Genomic DNA, 18,473 nt, shown 5'->3' on the forward strand with positions numbered 1-18,473 from the left:
CTTTTCCTTTCATCTTCTGCTGTGGTTGAACTTTTTTAGCTCAATTTTTCACTTCTCTCTGTCTTAATATTCTTATCAACTGCAGCTGCTTTCGACAATGACCTTCCGAATCGGCAGCACACGCCCCGGCGATACGGAAAGCTCATCCACACCCATTTTCAGGAATTCTTTTGTCAAACTCAGATCCGCGCCCAATTCGCCGCAGATACCTGCCCAGATGCCCTCGGCGTGCGCATTTTCGACAACCATGCGGATCATCGCCAGCACCGCCGGATGGTGCGGATCGTAAAATGCATCCAGCTCCGGATTCTGACGGTCAACTGCCAGCGTATACTGGGTCAGGTCGTTCGTTCCGATGCTGAAAAAGTCCACTTTTTTCGCCAGATCCCGGCTTACCATGACTGCCGCCGGGGTTTCAATCATAATGCCCTGCTTCGGGTCGCCAAACTGGAGATTCTGTGCGGTCAGCTCCGTCTTGACCTCCTCGACAATCTTCGCGATCGCCTCGACCTCCCAGACACTTGTGATCATCGGATACATGATCTGGAGATTGCCATAGGCACTTGCCCGAAACAACGCGCGAAGCTGTGTCTTGAAAATCTCCGGTCTTGTCAGGCAGATACGGATCGCCCGGCAGCCCATCGCCGGATTTTCCTCTTTTTTCAGTTCAAAATAATCGCACTGCTTGTCCGCGCCGATGTCCAGCGTGCGGATAATGACCGGTTTGCCCGCCATCGTTTCCGCTACCTGTTTATATACCTGGAACTGCTCCTCCTCCGTCGGAAATGTTTCTTTTTCCAGATACAAAAATTCGCTGCGGAACAGTCCGATGCCCGCCGCATCGTTCTGAATGACCGACGCCAGATCCTTGCTGTTGCCAATGTTCGCATACAGGCGGATCTTCTTGCCATCCATAGTGACTGTTTCGCGCCCTTTCAGTGTTTGCAGCAGTTCTTTCTTCTCCTGTTCCTCCCGCTGCCGTCGGCGCATTGTTTCCAATGTCTCCTCATCCGGTTCCACATACAGGACTCCGTTAGTACCATCCACAACCGCAAATTTCCCATCTACCGTCTCATCGAGCGCCACGTCTGTTCCGATCAGCGCCGGAATGCTCATCGTACGCGCCAGGATCGCCGTGTGGGAATTGACGGAACCGTGTACCGTCACAAAGGATAGCACCTTGTCCTTTTCAAGCTGTACCGTCTCCGATGGCGCTAAATCATCTGCCAGAATAATCACCGGCTCGTCCGTATGGATGCCCTGACCTGCGCCTCCGGACAGAACGCGCACAATCCGCTCCGAAATATCTTTGACATCCGCCGCGCGCCCGCGCATATATTCGTCCTCCATCGCCGCAAACATCTGGGCGAAATTGTCACCGGTCACCGCAACCGCATACTCGGCATTGACCTTCTGCGTATCGATGATATTCTGAACCGCGTCCAGATAGTCCTCGTCCTCCAGCATGATCTGGTGAATCTCAAAAATCGCCGCATTCGCCTCGCCAACTTCTTTTACCGCCTTTTCATACAACTCGCCGAGCTGGCGGATGGACTCCTGAACCGCCGCATTAAACCGCGCTTTTTCCTGCTCTGTATTCTCTATTTTCGTCCGTTTTACGGTCTGCTCGCCTTTCTGATACACACATATTTTTCCAACTGCGACACCGCCAAATACACTTTTTCCGCGATACGTCTGCATGATCATTCCCCTTTCCATTGATCCATTATCGAAAAATGCCGCCATGTAATAATCCCTTACATCGCGGCATCTTTGTTAAACTACATATTTTCCTTCATAAACTGGCTGACTGCCTCATAAGCTGCTTCTTCGTCCTCGCCCTCAAAGGTCAGGGTTACTTCCTGTCCGTTCTTTACCGCCAGTCCCATGATACCGAAAATCTTTTTGCAGTCGCCGCTCTTTCCATCTTTCGCCAGCTTGATCGTACTCGTAAACTGTTTTGCCGCCTTTACCAGTTCACCTGCCGGGCGTGCATGGATTCCTTCCGGGTCTGTAATGGTATATTTAAACTCTTTCATGATGATGTTCTCCTTCTCATTATAACCTATTTTGATTGATTTGACCAAAAAATTTCTAATAAAGATTCACATTCCGTCAAAAAAATTTATTTATCTATTCTTCTACATTCTTCTTGAGAACTCCTAAGAGTACCGTCGAGATCGCCATGCCAACCACCAGTGCCAGCAGGTAGAACAGCGGATTTCCCATGACTGGGAATACGAAGATTCCGCCATGCGGCGCCATCAGCGTACAGTTAAATAACATGCTCATCGCTCCCGCAACACCCGAACCGACGATGCAGGCTGGAAGCACGTGTACCGGATCGGACGCTGCAAATGGAATCGCGCCCTCCGTGATGAATGCCAGACCCATGATGAAGTTGGTCGGTCCTGCCTCGCGCTCTTCCTTTGTAAATTTCTTCTTAAACAGCATTGTTGCCAGCGCAATCGCACACGGCGGTGTCATACCGCCAATCATAACAGCTGCCATCACATCGTAGTTGCCGGAGGCGATTGCCGCCGTACCAAATACATATGCCGCCTTGTTGAATGGACCGCCCATGTCGATCGCCATCATCGCCGCCAGCACAAAACCAAGAATCAACTTACTCGAACCACCCATGCTGCTCAGACCATTGTTTAACGCCATATTGATCGCGCCCATGACCGGCTCTACGACGAAGCTCATAACCAGTCCGATGAGCAGGACGCCCACAACCGGGTAAATCAGGACCGGAGCAATCTTTTCCAGTGCCTCTGGAAGATTCTCGCACGCTTTCCGAAGTGCCAGAATCAGATATCCGGCAATAAAACCTGCCGCCAGGGCGCCAAGGAAACCTGATTTTCCCTGAGAAGCAATCATGCCGCCGACAAAACCGACTGCCAGCGCCGGGCGGTCTCCGATCGCCATCGCGATGAAACCAGCCAGAATCGGGAGCATAAAGCCAAATGCCACACCGCCGACATTTTTAAACCATGCCGCCAGCGGGGTAATCGTACCAAAGTTTACACGCTGGTCGAGCGGAAGTGCATTCATATCCACACTAAAACCATCAATCAGAAACGCAATCGCAATCAGGATGCCGCCGCCGACTACAAATGGAAGCATGTGGGAGACACCATTCATCAGCTGCGTGTAAATCTGGTGTCCGACACTGCCCGATTTGCCGCCAGAGGCTGCCTTTGCCGGGCTGCTGCTTCCAGATGATGCTGCGTGGTAAACCGGTACCTCCCCGGACGCCGCGCGCTCCAAAAGCTCCGGTGCCTTGCTGATACCGTCCGAAACCTGACATTCGATCACTCGTTTTCCGTCAAACCGATCCATCGGCACCTGTGCGTCCGCTGCCACGATGATGCAGTCCGCCGCCTCGATCTCCTGTGCCGTCAGCACATTTTTTGCTCCGGCTGAACCGCGCGTCTCAACTTTGATCTTCCAGCCCTTCGCGCGTGCCGCTTTTTCCAGGCCTTCGGCTGCCATGTAGGTGTGCGCGATACCGGTCGGACAGGAAGTAACCGCTAAGATCTTCGGTCCGGCTGTCTGTTCCGTCTCTGCACCCGCTTTTTGCGCCTGAATCTCCTGACCACCTGCTTGTGCGGCATTCTCTCCATTTGTATCTGCCGCTTCTTCGACGGAATCAGCCGCCAGTCTCTCATCGATGCCTGCCTGTTCTGCATCTGCCTTATCAATAATGGAAAGAAAGTCTTCCACCGAAGAGGCATTTCGCAGGGAATCTGAGAAATTCTCGTCCATCATGAGAACGGAAAGCTTGCTCAACACATCCAGATGTACGTTATCTTTTGTATTTGGCGCTGCAATCAGAAACAGCAGAGTGACCGGTTCGCCGTCCAGGGAGTCGAAATCCACGCCATTTTTGATGACCATCGCCGCCAGCCCCGGCTTTTTGACCGCATCACATTTTCCATGAGGAATTGCAATCCCCTCGCCGATACCGGTCGTGCTCTCTTCTTCTCTTGCATAAACCTGCTTGCGGAATGCTTCGACATCCGACAGCTTTCCGCTCGCCGCCATCAGCTCTACCGCCTTGTCCAGTGTCTCCGATTTGCTGGTGGGTGCCGCATCCAGCGATATACTTCTCGGATCCAGTAAATCAGTAATCTTCATATCTGTTGCCTCCCTATTTATGCCCGAATGTCAGGTATGCATTGCATATCCGGCAGTACATTCTGCCAGCTTCAAAAATGTCTGCATACAACCTCATCCGATTTTTGTGATTTTACAGGTCTCATACACTTTCTTTATCTCATCCTTCGTCGCCAGCTGCTCCGAAAAGGCGCTCGCGCTTCCAGCTGCCAGTCCCATGCGGAAGGCGTGTTCATAATCTCCGCTCTCCCCGTATCCGGCCAGGAAACCGGCTACCATCGAATCTCCGGCTCCGACACCATTTTTCAAGGTTCCCTTCGGTGCTTCCGCCGCATAGACGCTTCCATCCTCCGCCAGAAGAACCGCGCCCTTGCCTGCCATCGAAACCAGCACGTTGACCGCACCTTTTTCCTGCAGCTTCTTCGCATACGGAACAACTTCCTCCCGCTCCGAGAGCTTCACGCCGAAAATGTCTCCCAGTTCATGATTGTTCGGTTTGATTAAAAATGGATGGTGTCCCAGCACATTGAGCAGCAGATCCTTGGTCGCGTCCACAACAATCCGGACGTCCCTGCCATCCAGGCGCTCCATAATCTTCTGATAAATATCATCCGGCATCGACGCTGGAATACTTCCAGCCAGCACCAACGTATCATCCGCCCCCAGCCGGTCAAGCTGGGTCATCAGCGCATCCACCGCTTCCCGCGGAATCCTCGGTCCCCGACCGTTGATCTCAGTCCCGTCGATGGATTTCAGCTTCAGGTTGATGCGGGAGACTCCCTCATCCAGGGAAATAAACTCGGCTTTCACGCCCAGCTGCTCCACTTCCTTCCGAACCTCCTCGCCGACAAACCCGGCAGTAAAGCCAAACGCCGTATTGGCAATTCCAAGGTTTTGAAGGACCGTCGAAACATTGATTCCCTTTCCGCCCGGAAGCAAAAGCTCCGAATCTGTCCGGTTGGTCAGTCCGAGCTTAAAATCGCTCACTGACACAATATAATCTAACGATGGATTAAAGGTTACCGTATAAATCATAAGCCTTCATTCCTTTCTTATCTTGATTGATTCTGACTGTATTATAAAATCATTTTCATTCAAAATCAATCAAACTTATTCACAAACATGCTGCCTCTTTTTGGGTTATATTGCACAATTTTGATTTTTTATGATTGTTTTTGATTGATTGTTTCGTGTGAATTCCGGCGAAACGATTGCTGTCACTGATGGAATAGTGTTTCCAAAAACATCATTTTTACTCAGCTTCATCTCCTCTTCTAATCGTAAAATCCGCCTTTGTTGACAAGGATTTCCCCATTTGCTATAGTAAATGAAGAATTTTGTAATATCTTTGTAATATTTCCAAGATGTTTTTATATCAGAAAGGATATACGATATGAACGATTCCCCTTTGAAACCTGCTTCTTCCAGGCGCAAAAAAATGGATAAAACAATGATGGCGATCTATTTCCTGATCCTTTTTATTGTGGCCGGGGCGGCTCTGCTGGTATTTCTATGCCTCTCTAAACCTTCTGATAAGAAGAACAAAGCAGGCTCTGATCCTTCCATCGCTTCTTCCAGCACCTTAAAAAACAGTCATCAGACCGGCACCGATGCTAAAAGTACAGCGAAAGCCAAAATCAAAGAAGAAAAGCCGGTCGATCCGTATGAAAATCTCGCGGTCGCCAATGTGGATGATGCGCTGAACCTGAGAGAAAAACCAGATACAGATGCCAAGGTACTCGGCACCTGCTTCCGCGGAGGCGGCGGTACCATTTTAAAACGCAAAAATGGCTGGACAAAAATCCGCTCCGGTAGGCTGGAGGGATGGCTCAAGGACGATTATCTTGTATTTGGCGATGATATCAAGCCGCTCGCCAAAGAGCTCGGTCTCTATATCGCTACCGTCAGCACACAGACACTCCATGTACGTGAGGAAGCCAGCACGGATTCTGCCATCGTCGGTCTGGCTGCCGCGGAAGACTACTATCCTGTACTGAGTCAGGAAACTGGATGGGTCAAAATCCAGCTTTCCGTTGACACCTCCGGTTACGTTTCTTCTGATTATGTCACAATCAGCGTCAAGCCAGGACGCGCAATCAGCATTGAGGCTGAGATGGCAGCGCTGGAGGCGGCACGGCAGGCTGCTGAAGAAGCTGAGCAGGCATCCAGAGCCGCCGAGGAGGCCCAGATTGCAGCCGCAAAATCGCAGGCAGAAGCAAACGCGGCTAAAGGTTCCTCCCAGACTTCGGGAAAATCTGGAAATTCTGGAAGCTCTTCGAAAAAGAGCACGGCTGCACCAGCCGCTAAATCATCCTACGTGATCTCCGCCTCCGAGAGCGACGTTTATCTGCTCTCCGCCTGCCTCACGATGGAAGCCAACGGCGGATCCTATGAAAGCTATCTGGCAGTCGGAAGTCTGATCGTCAACCGCGTCAAATCTGGCAAATGGGGCAAATCCATCTCCAGCGTCATCTACGCGGACGGACAGTTCCCAGGCGCGACCTCCGGCCTGCTTGACAAATATCTCGATAGAGGACCGTCCTCTACTGCCACCAAGGCGGCAAAGGCAGCGCTCGCCGGGGAGAATCAGATAGGCGACTACCTTTATTTTACCTCGACCAAATCAGCAAACTACGACAGCTACTCCAGCTATCAGGTGGTTGGTGGGAATTGTTTCTATAAAAAATAAAAGGCTAAAAAAGGCGGATTTAAACGCATTACATTAAACCTCATATACATTCCCATCGCCTTATGATATGATAATCATATCAGCCAAACATACAGGCAGAGGACACCTACTGTCCATACCTTATTGATAGGTACTCTCGGAGTCTTTCCTGCAAATCATCTCACAACATTAAGCACAGAAAGCTTCCGGGAGTCCATTGATTGCAAATGGAGGAAATTATGAGAAAATCAATTTATACCTTGATGGTTTCCACTCTCATCGCAGCCGCCAGCATGACCGCCTGCTCCAGCCAGCCGTCTGAAACAACTGCCGCTGAATCCACACAGGAAAACGATACATCAGCAGAAAGCAGCGATGCCAGCGAAACAACTACTGCCGGAGAAAAAGAAACCGCCCAGACAACGGATGCAGATTATGCAGAAGACGAGACTCTGAGCGAAAAAGAAATCACAGAACTTTACCGTGGTTTTGCCAGATCCCTTCAAAGCATCATCGCCAATAAAAATATGAACGATTTAGCCGAGCTGCTTGTCTATCCGTCCTACATCGGCATCGATGACGGGATTGTCGTAAATAACAGAACTGAATTTATGGCTCTTGACGCAGACAAGGTATTTACCGACGCGCTGATTGAGGCAGTCAAGACAGCCGATGTTTCTTCCACCGAACTGACCAAGGCAGGTTTCATCGTAGGCGATCCATCCGGTAAACCGGCAGTTACCTTTGGTCTGGACAAAGAGGGATCTATCGGTATCACAGGTATTAACTACTAATCAGATATAAAATAGTGAAAAAGAGCGCCGCAACACTCACAAACCGGCTTTCCATTTCTGGTAAAACCGCTCCATGAGTGCCGCAGCGCTCTTTTCTACGTTACAGCCAGACAACTGCATCCATCAATCCGGCTGACTGCTTCTTCTACATTATCCTTCAATCGCAATATATTTTTTCTGCTCGACTTCCGGTTTTGCTTCTTTCTTCGGAACAAAAATCTTCAAAATACCATGCTTAAATTCCGCCTTGATATCTTCCTCTGTTATATCATCACCGACATAGAAGCTTCTCGCACAGGAACCTGCGTAACGCTCTCTGCGGATGTAACGACCGGACTTTTTCTCCTTCTCGTCCTCATCCAGTCCCTTCGCAGCCTGAATCGTCAGATTACCATCTTCCAGGGAAATCGAAATCTCTTCTTTCTTAAATCCCGGCAGATCCATCTCCAGCTCATAGCCGTCTTCCATTTCCTTGATATCGGTCTTCATCAGGTTCTGTCCATGGCGTCCATACAGCTTTTTCTCTATCTTCTGTCCGGCGTTATCATCATAAAACGGAAAATCATTAAAGAAATCATCAAACAAATTTTCTCCAAAAATACTCGGCATTAACATAAGTCATCTCTCCTTTTCTAACTTCATTTCATTATGTTTATTTACCAACATTTTCGGAACCGGGACGGTCTGGGAACTTTTCTTTTCTTCCTCTTCCTTCGTTCTGGCTATGTTATAGCACTTCTTATTAGCACTGTCAAGAGGCGAGTGCTAATTTTTTTGTGAAGAATTTGTGAACGCTACGAGCCATGCACATTTCCATGAAAGAGCCATCTTTCAAGCTTGCTTGATAAAGATGGCTCTTTCATGGAAATGTATAGGGCGACAGCTCTACAGCGAGGGAAGTCTTTCCCGAGCTGTGCATGGCGTATGCCACTACTTCACAGGGATTTTTCACTTACTTTCGCACTCAATTTTCTTGGTTTGACCACATTTTTACAACAAATTCTTGGAAAAATATATTCGTCTGATTTTCTTACCACATTTTACGACAACAACTTATGGTTTATACCACAGCAGGTACGGTTTCTGGCAGGTTCATTTTAGACATCTCATTCTCCACATGAGACTTATCTGAAATATGATTATAGACATTCATTGTGATCTGTGCATCTGAATGGCCCATCACATACTGCATAACTTTGGGATTGACATTGTTCTCACCCAATCTGGTACATCCCGTATGACGAAGGGTATGCGATGAAATAGGAGGCATCAACTCCGGCTCTCGCTTCTCTTCTTCTGCCAATTTGCTTTCTTTTTTATTATAGGCATTAACAATATTTTTCAGAAAGCTGTTCACTCCCGCTGGCATAATCGGACGTCCATGCTTTGTATTAAAGATGAATCCACTGCGTCCACCTATCTCAACATTACTCTGTAAACCAAACATTAGGTTCAGTTCTCTCTGCTTACGGAACGCATCATATACCATCTGTGTCATAGGAATATTTCTGATTCCTGCATCCGTTTTAGTTTCTGAATCATGGAAACAATATCCGTCATCACCTTCATAATACACAAGCTGTCCACCTACATGGATCTCCCGGTTCTTCATGTCCACATCTGACCAGGTTAAGCCGATGGTTTCACTCACTCTCAGGCAAGCCCCAAACATAACCTGCATCATTGGAAGATGAGGCTTATACACATTACTCTGTTCAACAAACTTCAAAAGTTTTTCCTGCTGTTCCAGTGTCAATGCTTCTTTCTCCTTTGCCGGAGCCCCATAATCTCCAAGTGTTCCTGTTACTGGATTCTTGCGGATAATCCCATCTTCCACTGCCAGTTCAAAACTGGGATTCAATAAGCCATAAAGACCTTTGATCGTACTGTGTGCCAGTCCTTCATCTGGCAATGCAGAAAAGAACGTCCTTACGTGAGATGTCTTAAAATCCACAACACGTAGCAAAACTTAAATTCACTGCATTTTTCCTCTTTGGCAAAAGGAAAAGCACTGTAAAACCCATAATCCAACGGTTTTCAGTGCTTTTTTCATATTACATTATTGAATATCCCTCATTCTGCCTATATAAGTGAAACTTAGCGAAACTTAAATTAAATCTCTTTCAGACAATTCAATTTGGATATTCACCGACTGTGGATTATTTCTCAGTGCACCAGTTTCCAACTTACCGCCTGCTGCCTTGCATCCACAAATCTCTTATAAATACCTTCCTGTTTCATTAATTGCTCATGTGTTCCCTGCTGTGCAATTCTTCCTTTTTCAACAACCACAATCTGGTCTGCATGTCTGACTGTTTTTAATCTGTGGGCAATCATAATAATCGTTTTTTCCTTTGTAAGTGCATCTACTGCATCCATCAGCTCCTTTTCATTCTCCGGATCAACATTTGCCGTTGCTTCATCCAATATGACGATTGGCGCATCCTTCATAATCGCTCTGGCTATCGAAATACGCTGCTTCTCACCACCGGAAAGTGTGGCTCCTCCTTCTCCGATCACTGTGTCATATCCATTCGGAAGTTTGCTGATGAAATCATGACAACATGCTTTCTTCGCCGCTTCCACCACTTCCTCATGACTTGCATCCTGGCGTCCGAATTTAATATTATTCTCAATGGTGTCTGCAAACAAATACACCGACTGAAACACAAATGAGAAATTACTCATCAGACTGTTCATGCTGTAGTCTTTTACATTCACACCTCCAAGTGTCACTTCCCCGGAATCCACATCCCAGAACCTGGCAATCAGATTGCAAAGTGTTGATTTTCCTCCACCAGATGGTCCAACGATTGCTGTCGTCGTTTTCTGCGGAATAGAGAGCGATATATCATCAATGATCTTCCGTTTGTCATAAGAAAACGAAACATTAGAAAGTCTGATATCGTAATTTTCCGGCTGTATTTCTTTACCGTCGATATCCATGGTATCCAGCTCCAATATTGCATTTGCTTTATCTACACATACGCTTACCACATGTAAAAGAGAGGAATAATTTCCTGCACATTCCAGACTGGCATAAAGCATAAATGCTGAAATTGTCATACCGATCGCATAGACCGCACTCATAGTTCCATTAATATAAAAATATGCACTGCAAGCCACGATCACAGCACCTGTAATTTTGGTTATCACACTTTGCAGAAAATGATAGGGCACAAACAGCATTTCCATCTTTGTATTGATCTTTTCACATGCTTCATTTGCATCATTTAATCTTTTCGCCTGTTTCCCAAGCAAGTTATATGATTTAACTTCTGATATTCCCTGCAGATACTCCATGATCTGGTTTACAAGCTCCATATCGCATACCACTTTTTGCTCTGAATCTTTTTTACCCGCATTCTGCATCACAGAATTGACCCCAAAGAAAATAAGTACTCCTGCTGCAGCTATCAGTCCAATTCTCCAGTCAAAAATAAACAGCATAAGAATGATCATTGATGTTTCCAGAATTCCCTGCATTGTCAGCATAACCACTCTCGCAGCCACATCGCCAAGTATTTCCATTGTATTGGTTGTAATGGAAGAAATTTCCCCGATACTATTGGAATTGAAATACCCCATCGGCAGATATCGCAGATGTTCTGCAATCTTGATTCTCATAAAAGCACTTGCATTATATCCTCCCTCTGTCTGAAGCACTGTAGAGTATCTCTTGCAGATTACGTCGACTACAATTGCAAGAACCATAATCGCAACGGAGCCTCCAATATATTTTCCTGTCGGTTTCCCACTCAGCAGACCAATCAGTATGTACATAATAGCCGGAATCTTCATTGCTGAGGCAAGAGCCTCTATGAGTCCGCTCACTATCGACAGTTTAAATTTATTGCCATTTTCCCTGCCTGAAAAACGAAAGAATTTTGCCAGAATCCCAAACATATCATTCTCCCTCCTTCACCGTATCTTTTACAGAAATATGGGCATTCCACATTTCCTTATAAAGCGGGCATGACACCAGAAGTTCCTCATGTGTGCCATGTGCTGTTACATTTCCATCATTTACAACAAAGATCTGGTCACTGTCCTTAACAGTAGAAAGTCTGTGTGCTATTACGATCAGGGTCTTCCCTGCTACCAGTTTTGCGATAGAATTCTGCAGAATTGCCTCATTTTCCGGATCTGTGTAGGCAGTTGCCTCATCAAGGATCACGATCGGAGCATCCTTTAACATTGCTCTTGCAATGGAGATACGCTGCCTCTCACCACCTGACAGATGTCCTCCTGCACCTCCTACAACCGTATCAAATCCATTCTCCAACTGCATGATAAATTCATAGCATCCACTTTTCTTTGTCACCTCGATGATCTGTTCATCTGTAGCATCCGGATTTCCCTGTCTGATATTTTCACGGACTGTTTCATTAAACAGATAATTGTCCTGTGCAACATATGCAATTTTCCGATTAAAATCTGCAAATGCCAGTTCTTTGACATCAACTCCACCGATTTTGATGCTTCCGGAATCCACATCCCACAGGGACGCAATCAGCTTTGCGATGGTCGACTTGCCGCTTCCGGAAGGTCCTACGATTGCATTTACCGTTCCTGCTTTCAGCTCCATAGTTACTCCGTGCAGGATTTCTTTGTCGTGATAACCAAATCTGACATCTTCAAGAGTAACGGAGTTATCTTTTGGAACACTTTTACTTTTCTCTGGACGTTCAAGCTCCGGCTGTTCCAGAATTCCTGCCACTTCACCAACAATCACTCCGATCTTGCCAAGATCATCTGTATAGGAACCCACTGTGATCAACGGTCCAACGATTCCAAGTGATAAAATAATGCAGATGACAAAATCTGAAATCGCAAGTGTTCCATTGGCTACATAATGTGCCCCAAACGGCAACACCGTAAGAAGCGTATAAGGTGTGACCACCATCATCAGTCCATGAAAGATCGAGCACCGTTTCATCCAGGAAATAAAGGAATCTGCATAAGCCATAGCCGCCTTTGTAAATTTTGCATAAGAACTTTCTGTCTTTCCAAATGCCTTGATCACTTCGATTCCGTCAATATATTCCACTGCCGCATCATTCAGATCTTTTGTTGTCTGAACCGTTCTCTCGAAGCTTGGTTTATAATCCAGCATCATTCCAAAATAGGAAAGAAATCCCACTATAACCGGCACCAATGACCAGAGTGCCAGTCTCCAGTCTGTCAGGAAGAAATAAATCAAAATCACAATCGGTGCCAGCAGATTGGACGTGAATTCCGGGACAATATGCGCCAGTGTTGTCTCGATACTGTCGATTCTTTCCACCATAATATTTTTAAATGTACCGGAAGGTGTGTCTTTCACATAGCCAAGAGGTACCCGCGCCAGCTTGTCACAGCAGGATTTTCTTATATTTGCAAGTACTGCAAACGTTGCTTTATGTGACAATGCTGTCGAAAGTGAATGAAGCAGTTCTGCAATGATAAACGATAATGCAATCAGAACCGCTTTTGCAAGATATATTTCAAACTCCTTTTCACCATTTAAAAACAGCTTTACTACATCTGCAATAATAAAATACGGCAAAATCTTAAAAATCACATTTCCTATTGCAAGTAACACACTCCACACATAGGCAATTCTTTTTTGTCCGGCCCACGTCAGGATCCAGCTGACTGCCGACTTCTTTTTTTCTTTCACATCTTTTCACTCCTTACGTTCGTTTTATTGTTTCGTTTTATTATTTTACCTTCTGTTAGTTCGAGCTAACCAACATATAATAAAATAGGTGGTCTACTGGCATCAACCACCTGATATTATTATCCTGGCTGAACTTTATTCAGAAATCCAGAACCTGCAACACACATAACCTATTTCAGAATTCCTGCATCAGTTATACTGGAAATTCAATATTCCACAATCGTTCCCAGCCACCTGTATTAAATTCTTTCAGTTGATGTACATTTTTCTTTGCAGTCTCCCTGTCTATATCATGCTCAATGATCTGAAATACTGATGAAAAAAATCCCGTATAGATCATATGCATAAGGCTTTCCTCTACAATCGGTATTTTTACACCGTTCTCTTTCATCTTTTCCATATAATTCAGGCTGGACTTCATTTCCCGCTCTACCATATTGTGTATGAATAATTCAAATTTTCCACTGTCTCCGCATTTCAACAATAATCTGAAATTATCATAATGATCATAGATATAATCAACCATCTGCTCCATCCCATCACTGGATGTATCCGACATATTCCTTGTCTGATCACTGGCAGAAAGCTTTTCAAACTCCTCAACGATCTGGTCATAAATCTGATAAATATGTTCCATATAAGGATCCGTCAGTGCATCAAAAAGTGCCTCTTTCGTCGGATAATATTTGTAAAATGCGCCAGTAGTAAGTCCTGCATCTTTTACAATATTTCTTAAAGATGCTCCTGTCAAACCATCTTTCAGAAAATGTTTTCTGGCTGTATCTAATATGTTTTTCTGTGTATCTTCTGCTTTCGTCGACATTCTTTTCGTATCCTCTAAACTTCTTTTCAAAATATAACAGTGCTATATAACACTGTTATATTTTAACTCCTTACAGGAATTTGTCAAGTCTTGGTGTTTCAATTTTTTATTTTCCTCGTGTATTCAGTTTCCACTCCGCAGATGCTTTCTGCAGTTTTACAAGTCTGTTCTATTCAGACAGATTTTCTGTTCCTCAGATCGTCGTTGCTCTGCTGAAGCGATTGATTCAGCTTCTGCGTTTCGGACAATTCGGTTGTCAGACACTGAATTCCTACGGTTGATTTCCGAACTTCTTCTCGCAATCTCTGCCTGTCGGACAAGATCGTCTGTCTCTCTTCTTCCAGCATCTGTATCTGCTTTTTCTGTGTCCGCATGAACTCTTTCGCTCTCTCGAAACTCTGCATTAGAAGATCTTTTTCTACTTTGAGCTTGATCGGTGATTCCTCCGGCAGCTGCGATGGCTGTGTCAAGTTCTCTGTAATAATTTCTAAGTTCTTCGGCTGCTCTGCTTTCTCTGATTTCAATATCTCTGGATTTTTTCCTATTTCTATCAAATTCATTCTCTAGTCCCTCCTTGCTGATATCCAGATGAAATGTTTTTGACAGATTGCTGTCTCTCACCTTCTTCCCATCCTGGTTCTGAAAAGTAATGTGCTTCCGTTTCTCTGTCCAATTTACATTCCATCCAAACTGTTTCATTTTTTCCTTAAACTTTTCTTTGCTGATACAATTTTCCAGTGCTTTTAACACTGCCATTGCACAATCCGCTACTAAGCTGTCTTTCACCTGCTGATGGAACAGGTTATATTTATCTTTGCTCCATGCAATGACTTCCCCTTTTTCAATCTGGCTTCTTATTCTTGAAATGGTGATTACTCATTACCGTAAAATTCTTAGTTCTCTCTACACGAAAAATCTGTGCCATTCTATCTCACTTCCTTTCCAGACAGAAAAAGACGCAAGCCACATTTCTATGACTCACGCCTTTCTCTGCACTTCATTATTAAATTGAAAATTTCTATTCTTCTTTCCTTTCTTCTGGTTTCTTCGATATTGCAGTTCGTTCATAAAGCATGGATTTTTTTCTTTCACGCAGTGTTCGCACTGACCAGTTTTCCTGCATACACATTGCAGCATAAAAATCTCTTTTTAACTCATCTTGTATTGGCAGAATCTCTACAAAATGCGACCAGGTCAATTGTTGCGACAATGTCGCAACTTTTTCGAAGTCAGGAAATTCCTGATAAAACTTAATCATTCTTGAAATTGATGTTTTATCAAATCCCGAACCATACTCCTGTTCCAGCCGTTTACTGACTTCTGCAACAACCTTTTTTCCATACTCAGGCTTATTATTTCCAGTTAACTCCACACTAAGTCTTTTTCCAATTCCCCAATTAAGAGAAATAATGGCATCATTCACAACTTTTTTTACATTAGTTTTCTTTTCCCTGATTAACGCATTTATTTCATCATAAATATTATCAATATTATCTGCTATTAATATCTCTTTTTTCATTATCGATCCCCTTCTATAACTTGAAATGCCAAATTGGCATTTCAAAACTGTCCCAACTGCTTACTGTTATATTACCCTATTTTTCTCATTCTGCCTACTGCTTTTTCATGGTCACATATAATAATGAGGTCGCATTCCACGACCTCATCACCTTCATTTAAACATAAATCAATTCCTTGAGAATAATTTCTTCCGCAATCGCTCTGTGCTGATTAACAGCTCTTACCCAGGTCATCTGATCTGCTTCTTTATCCGGCAGTGGTTCTTTTTCTTCTAACTGCTTCAGAATTACCTTTTCCCATTCTCTGGCTGCCTTGTCCACTTCCAGAAGATGCTCTCCAATGGTGTCCTGCAGAAGCATCACCTGATAAGTTGAATTTCGATGGTTTTTCAGATAATCTCTGCGAAGAAAACCATACTTGCCAAGTTGCTCCATCTGTTCACCGGATTTATAGGTGCGATTCGGGATTAGATATCCATTTACATTTGTATACGTTAATTTCATTTTATTAGCACTCTCCATTTCTCATCTTTTTTTGACCACAAATTTACGACATTTACGACAAATCTGACACTGCTTTACAATACCAGACAAAATGGCTGATGCCCCGGAAAGCCTGTAAAACAGGCACTTCTAGGATACACAAGACAGAACAAAAATCGACTTCCATTATCAATAGGTGAGTGCTAATTATTTGTGAATATTTTGTGAAATTATCAATCCTTTTTCTCTCTATTGATACTGCCACACTAGAGAGGATAGGAGAATTCTTGCAAAGTGTTGTTAAAAAAGTAAATCTCTAATATTATTCTTATACTATTTCATAATCAAAACCGTCGCCAGAATACAGACGAATCCAATCAACTCTGCCGGTGTAAAAACGGAATTCAGCCAGACCGCTGACAGGCACGCCGCCGTCAGCGGTTCCAGGCAGGCAAGCACCGAAGCGCGCACCGGTCCCGTCAAAGAAACTCCCTTTAAAAAAAGAGTATACGCAACCGCACTTCCCAGTATCACAAGCACACCCAGATAAAATGCGGCATGACCGTCCAGCCCCGCCGGAACTTCCCAGATGCGGACGGCTCCCGATAGAAACACGCCGCCGATAAACATTCCCATCCCGGTTGCAGGAATACTTCCCCACTGCTTCACCGGATTTTTTGAAAGCAGGAAATACGCAGCTGCGCCGACACCTCCCATGATTCCCCAGAAAAGTCCCTTCGCCGTCAGTTCCATGCCGTCCAGTCTTCCTCCCGTCGCGATCAGCCAGACTCCAAAGAATGCCAGACAGATACAGAAAAACGTCCGTTTCGTGGGCAATGTACGTTCTGCCGCGCATACAAAGACCGCCACGAAGATAATCGATAAATTCTGCAGCACCGTCGCCGTTCCCGAATTGGTCCATTTGATTGCATTTAAGTACGCATACTGGGACAGCACCAATCCCAGAAACGAAAACAGCACCATCTGAGCCATCGCTTTCTTATCCTGAACCAATGCCCGCACCGGCAATTTTCCCTTCGCAGCGGCAGCAAGCAGAAGAATCGTCCCCGCCCCCAGCATTCTAAGCGCCGTCACCCACGCCGCATCGATCGGGTAGGATGAAAACAGTGCCTCCCCGCATGTTCCCGAAAATCCCCAGCTAGTCGCACCGATCATGCAGCAGAGAGCGCCGAGGCGGGCAGACGAAGAAGGAACTTCTGTGGAATTTGATGCCTGTTTTTCTGTGGCATGATTCGACTCCTTGATGTTCATTTGATTCTTTCCATCTCTATTTCTTTTTAACATCTTTCATTTCTCCACTATTCTTTTATGAGTTTCGTTCTTTTTCATTGACTTTATCATTATATCGGTATTATCTTTATTTATATATAAAAATATCGGCTTATTTTTTCATTATATTGAGGTTATTATGATTACAAACTATCTTTCCATAAATTCTGACCGGGAGGAAAACCTGATTCGTATTTTCCCGGATTTTCCGGTTTCGGTGTACCGAACCGACTTTTCCGATCCGTCTTATCAGCTTGTGAGCTGGCACTGGCATGAAGATTTCCAGTTCTGCCTGGTCGAGCGCGGCGAGGTCTGTTTTCAGACGCCTGGTTCCAGATTCCCAATTTCGTCCGGCTGCGGTATTTTTTTTAACCGGCGGCTCGTCCACAGCGCTTTGCCATTGACGACGGATTCCTCCTACTACTGCATCAATTTTTCCCCGGCGCTTCTGACTGCTGCCAGCGGGGCTGCTTTGTCGGATGCGATGGTTCTGCCCCTTTTGAATGAGGAAACCTTGTCTTTTTTCCAGTTTGACGCCCTCACCCCCGACGGCTCTCTGCTGGCGGACTCCATCTGCCGTATTTTACAGCTTTCAGAGAATCACACACCTGAAAGCTCGTTTCAGGTATATGGTATCCTGTTTTCCCTCTGGATCATCGCCTGGCGCTTTCTCCGTCAAGACGAATCCACGTTCAATAAACGCGGTGATACTTCTGCCGCCAACAGCCGCCTGAAAGAGATTTTTCACTACTTGCAGGCGCATTACTCGCAGAAAATCACCCTGCGCGAGATCTCTGACGCAGTCTGCCTCTGTCCGGAAGAATGTGAACGTTTTTTCAAACGGATGACTGGCATCACGATTTTCCAGTATCTCCTTGAATACCGGATCAAAAAAAGCCAGGAGCTTTTGAACAACTCCCGCCTATCTATCGCGGAAATTGCCCAAAGCTCCGGCTTTACAACACAAAGCTACTATTCTTCCTGTTTCAAACGCCTGACCGGATGTACACCGGGGGCGTATCGTAAGCGGAAAATTTCTCTTATAACTTTTCTTTAAGGAATTGCTTCTTCTTGAAACTTCCTTAACCGTGTTCTCATCCGATTCTTTCCA

Annotated in this window: 16 protein-coding genes; 3 read left to right on the forward strand and 13 right to left on the reverse strand. The window is 45.3% G+C overall.

Annotated features, from left to right (window positions below):
- Positions 1 to 75 precede the first annotated feature (75 nt).
- From ptsP to pfkB, 4 genes are all read right to left on the reverse strand, one after another.
- Positions 76 to 1,701 (reverse strand): phosphoenolpyruvate--protein phosphotransferase, encoded by a 1,626-nt coding sequence (ptsP, locus tag C7U56_RS04860; protein WP_107000455.1) that lies wholly within the window; start codon positions 1,699 to 1,701, stop codon positions 76 to 78.
- Positions 1,702 to 1,781: 80 nt separating this feature from the next.
- Entirely contained in the window at positions 1,782 to 2,039 is a 258-nt protein-coding gene (locus C7U56_RS04865; protein WP_022359198.1) for an HPr family phosphocarrier protein, read from the reverse strand.
- A gap of 94 nt (positions 2,040 to 2,133) precedes the next feature.
- Complete coding sequence (locus C7U56_RS04870; protein ID WP_107000353.1) at positions 2,134 to 4,143, reverse strand: PTS fructose transporter subunit IIABC; 2,010 nt, start codon at positions 4,141 to 4,143, stop codon at positions 2,134 to 2,136.
- Positions 4,144 to 4,236: 93 nt separating this feature from the next.
- Positions 4,237 to 5,157, reverse strand: coding sequence for a 1-phosphofructokinase (pfkB, locus tag C7U56_RS04875; RefSeq protein WP_107000354.1), 921 nt, complete (start codon positions 5,155 to 5,157; stop codon positions 4,237 to 4,239).
- A 403-nt stretch (positions 5,158 to 5,560) separates the two neighbouring features.
- Between pfkB and C7U56_RS04880 the strand changes: the two genes are divergently transcribed.
- A complete protein-coding gene (locus C7U56_RS04880) occupies positions 5,561 to 6,811 on the forward strand; it encodes a cell wall hydrolase (protein ID WP_233430185.1) in 1,251 nt (416 codons plus the stop codon).
- 218 nt (positions 6,812 to 7,029) lie between these two features.
- Positions 7,030 to 7,584, forward strand: coding sequence for a hypothetical protein (locus C7U56_RS04885; protein WP_107000355.1), 555 nt, complete (start codon positions 7,030 to 7,032; stop codon positions 7,582 to 7,584).
- Positions 7,585 to 7,734: 150 nt separating this feature from the next.
- On the opposite strand, the gene C7U56_RS04890 is transcribed toward C7U56_RS04885, so the two are convergent.
- The 9 genes from C7U56_RS04890 to C7U56_RS04935 all read right to left on the reverse strand — a co-directional run bounded on the left by C7U56_RS04890 (position 7,735) and on the right by C7U56_RS04935 (position 17,377).
- The gene (locus C7U56_RS04890) at positions 7,735 to 8,199 is read right to left on the reverse strand and encodes an Hsp20/alpha crystallin family protein (protein ID WP_022359203.1); all 465 of its coding nucleotides are present in this window, start codon (positions 8,197 to 8,199) and stop codon (positions 7,735 to 7,737) included.
- 445 nt (positions 8,200 to 8,644) lie between these two features.
- Positions 8,645 to 9,496, reverse strand: a complete 852-nt coding sequence (locus C7U56_RS04895) for a tyrosine-type recombinase/integrase (RefSeq protein WP_233430186.1) — start codon at positions 9,494 to 9,496, stop codon at positions 8,645 to 8,647.
- Positions 9,497 to 9,750: 254 nt separating this feature from the next.
- On the reverse strand, positions 9,751 to 11,490 hold the full coding sequence (locus C7U56_RS04900; RefSeq protein ID WP_107000356.1) for an ABC transporter ATP-binding protein: 1,740 nt from the start codon (positions 11,488 to 11,490) through the stop codon (positions 9,751 to 9,753).
- Between the two features lies 1 nt (position 11,491).
- A complete protein-coding gene (locus C7U56_RS04905; protein WP_107000357.1) occupies positions 11,492 to 13,246 on the reverse strand; it encodes an ABC transporter ATP-binding protein in 1,755 nt (584 codons plus the stop codon).
- A gap of 193 nt (positions 13,247 to 13,439) precedes the next feature.
- Positions 13,440 to 14,099 (reverse strand): TetR/AcrR family transcriptional regulator, encoded by a 660-nt coding sequence (locus C7U56_RS04910; RefSeq protein ID WP_233430187.1) that lies wholly within the window; start codon positions 14,097 to 14,099, stop codon positions 13,440 to 13,442.
- Between the two features lie 126 nt (positions 14,100 to 14,225).
- Positions 14,226 to 14,825: a hypothetical protein gene (locus tag C7U56_RS04915; RefSeq protein WP_181357169.1), complete on the reverse strand. Its 600-nt coding sequence runs from the start codon at positions 14,823 to 14,825 to the stop codon at positions 14,226 to 14,228.
- 262 nt (positions 14,826 to 15,087) lie between these two features.
- Positions 15,088 to 15,588, reverse strand: a complete 501-nt coding sequence (locus C7U56_RS04925) for a DUF1016 N-terminal domain-containing protein (protein ID WP_107000358.1) — start codon at positions 15,586 to 15,588, stop codon at positions 15,088 to 15,090.
- Between the two features lie 157 nt (positions 15,589 to 15,745).
- Positions 15,746 to 16,093, reverse strand: coding sequence for a TnpV protein (locus C7U56_RS04930; RefSeq protein ID WP_107000359.1), 348 nt, complete (start codon positions 16,091 to 16,093; stop codon positions 15,746 to 15,748).
- 312 nt (positions 16,094 to 16,405) lie between these two features.
- The gene (locus C7U56_RS04935; protein ID WP_107000360.1) at positions 16,406 to 17,377 is read right to left on the reverse strand and encodes a DMT family transporter; all 972 of its coding nucleotides are present in this window, start codon (positions 17,375 to 17,377) and stop codon (positions 16,406 to 16,408) included.
- Positions 17,378 to 17,501: 124 nt separating this feature from the next.
- On the opposite strand from C7U56_RS04935, the gene C7U56_RS04940 reads away from it, so the two are divergent.
- Positions 17,502 to 18,419, forward strand: a complete 918-nt coding sequence (locus tag C7U56_RS04940) for a helix-turn-helix domain-containing protein (protein WP_107000361.1) — start codon at positions 17,502 to 17,504, stop codon at positions 18,417 to 18,419.
- Positions 18,420 to 18,473: the final 54 nt, after the last annotated feature.

The sequence above is a fragment of the Clostridium fessum genome, assembly GCF_003024715.1.
In the GTDB taxonomy this organism is placed as follows: Bacteria; Bacillota; Clostridia; order Lachnospirales; family Lachnospiraceae; genus Otoolea; species Otoolea fessa.

Bases quoted from the DNA above. Each gene is read 5' to 3' on its own strand.
- ptsP (WP_107000455.1), bottom strand. From the start codon at position 1,701: ATGCAGACGTATCGCGGAAAAAGTGTATTTGGCGGTGTCGCAGTTGGA.
- C7U56_RS04865 (WP_022359198.1), bottom strand. From the start codon at position 2,039: ATGAAAGAGTTTAAATATACCATTACAGACCCGGAAGGAATCCATGCA.
- C7U56_RS04870 (WP_107000353.1), bottom strand. From the start codon at position 4,143: ATGAAGATTACTGATTTACTGGATCCGAGAAGTATATCGCTGGATGCG.
- pfkB (WP_107000354.1), bottom strand. From the start codon at position 5,157: ATGATTTATACGGTAACCTTTAATCCATCGTTAGATTATATTGTGTCA.
- C7U56_RS04880 (WP_233430185.1), top strand. From the start codon at position 5,561: ATGGATAAAACAATGATGGCGATCTATTTCCTGATCCTTTTTATTGTG.
- C7U56_RS04885 (WP_107000355.1), top strand. From the start codon at position 7,030: ATGAGAAAATCAATTTATACCTTGATGGTTTCCACTCTCATCGCAGCC.
- C7U56_RS04890 (WP_022359203.1), bottom strand. From the start codon at position 8,199: ATGTTAATGCCGAGTATTTTTGGAGAAAATTTGTTTGATGATTTCTTT.
- C7U56_RS04900 (WP_107000356.1), bottom strand. From the start codon at position 11,490: ATGTTTGGGATTCTGGCAAAATTCTTTCGTTTTTCAGGCAGGGAAAAT.
- C7U56_RS04915 (WP_181357169.1), bottom strand. From the start codon at position 14,825: ATGGCAGTGTTAAAAGCACTGGAAAATTGTATCAGCAAAGAAAAGTTT.
- C7U56_RS04925 (WP_107000358.1), bottom strand. From the start codon at position 15,588: ATGAAAAAAGAGATATTAATAGCAGATAATATTGATAATATTTATGAT.
- C7U56_RS04930 (WP_107000359.1), bottom strand. From the start codon at position 16,093: ATGAAATTAACGTATACAAATGTAAATGGATATCTAATCCCGAATCGC.
- C7U56_RS04935 (WP_107000360.1), bottom strand. From the start codon at position 17,377: ATGTTAAAAAGAAATAGAGATGGAAAGAATCAAATGAACATCAAGGAG.
- C7U56_RS04940 (WP_107000361.1), top strand. From the start codon at position 17,502: ATGATTACAAACTATCTTTCCATAAATTCTGACCGGGAGGAAAACCTG.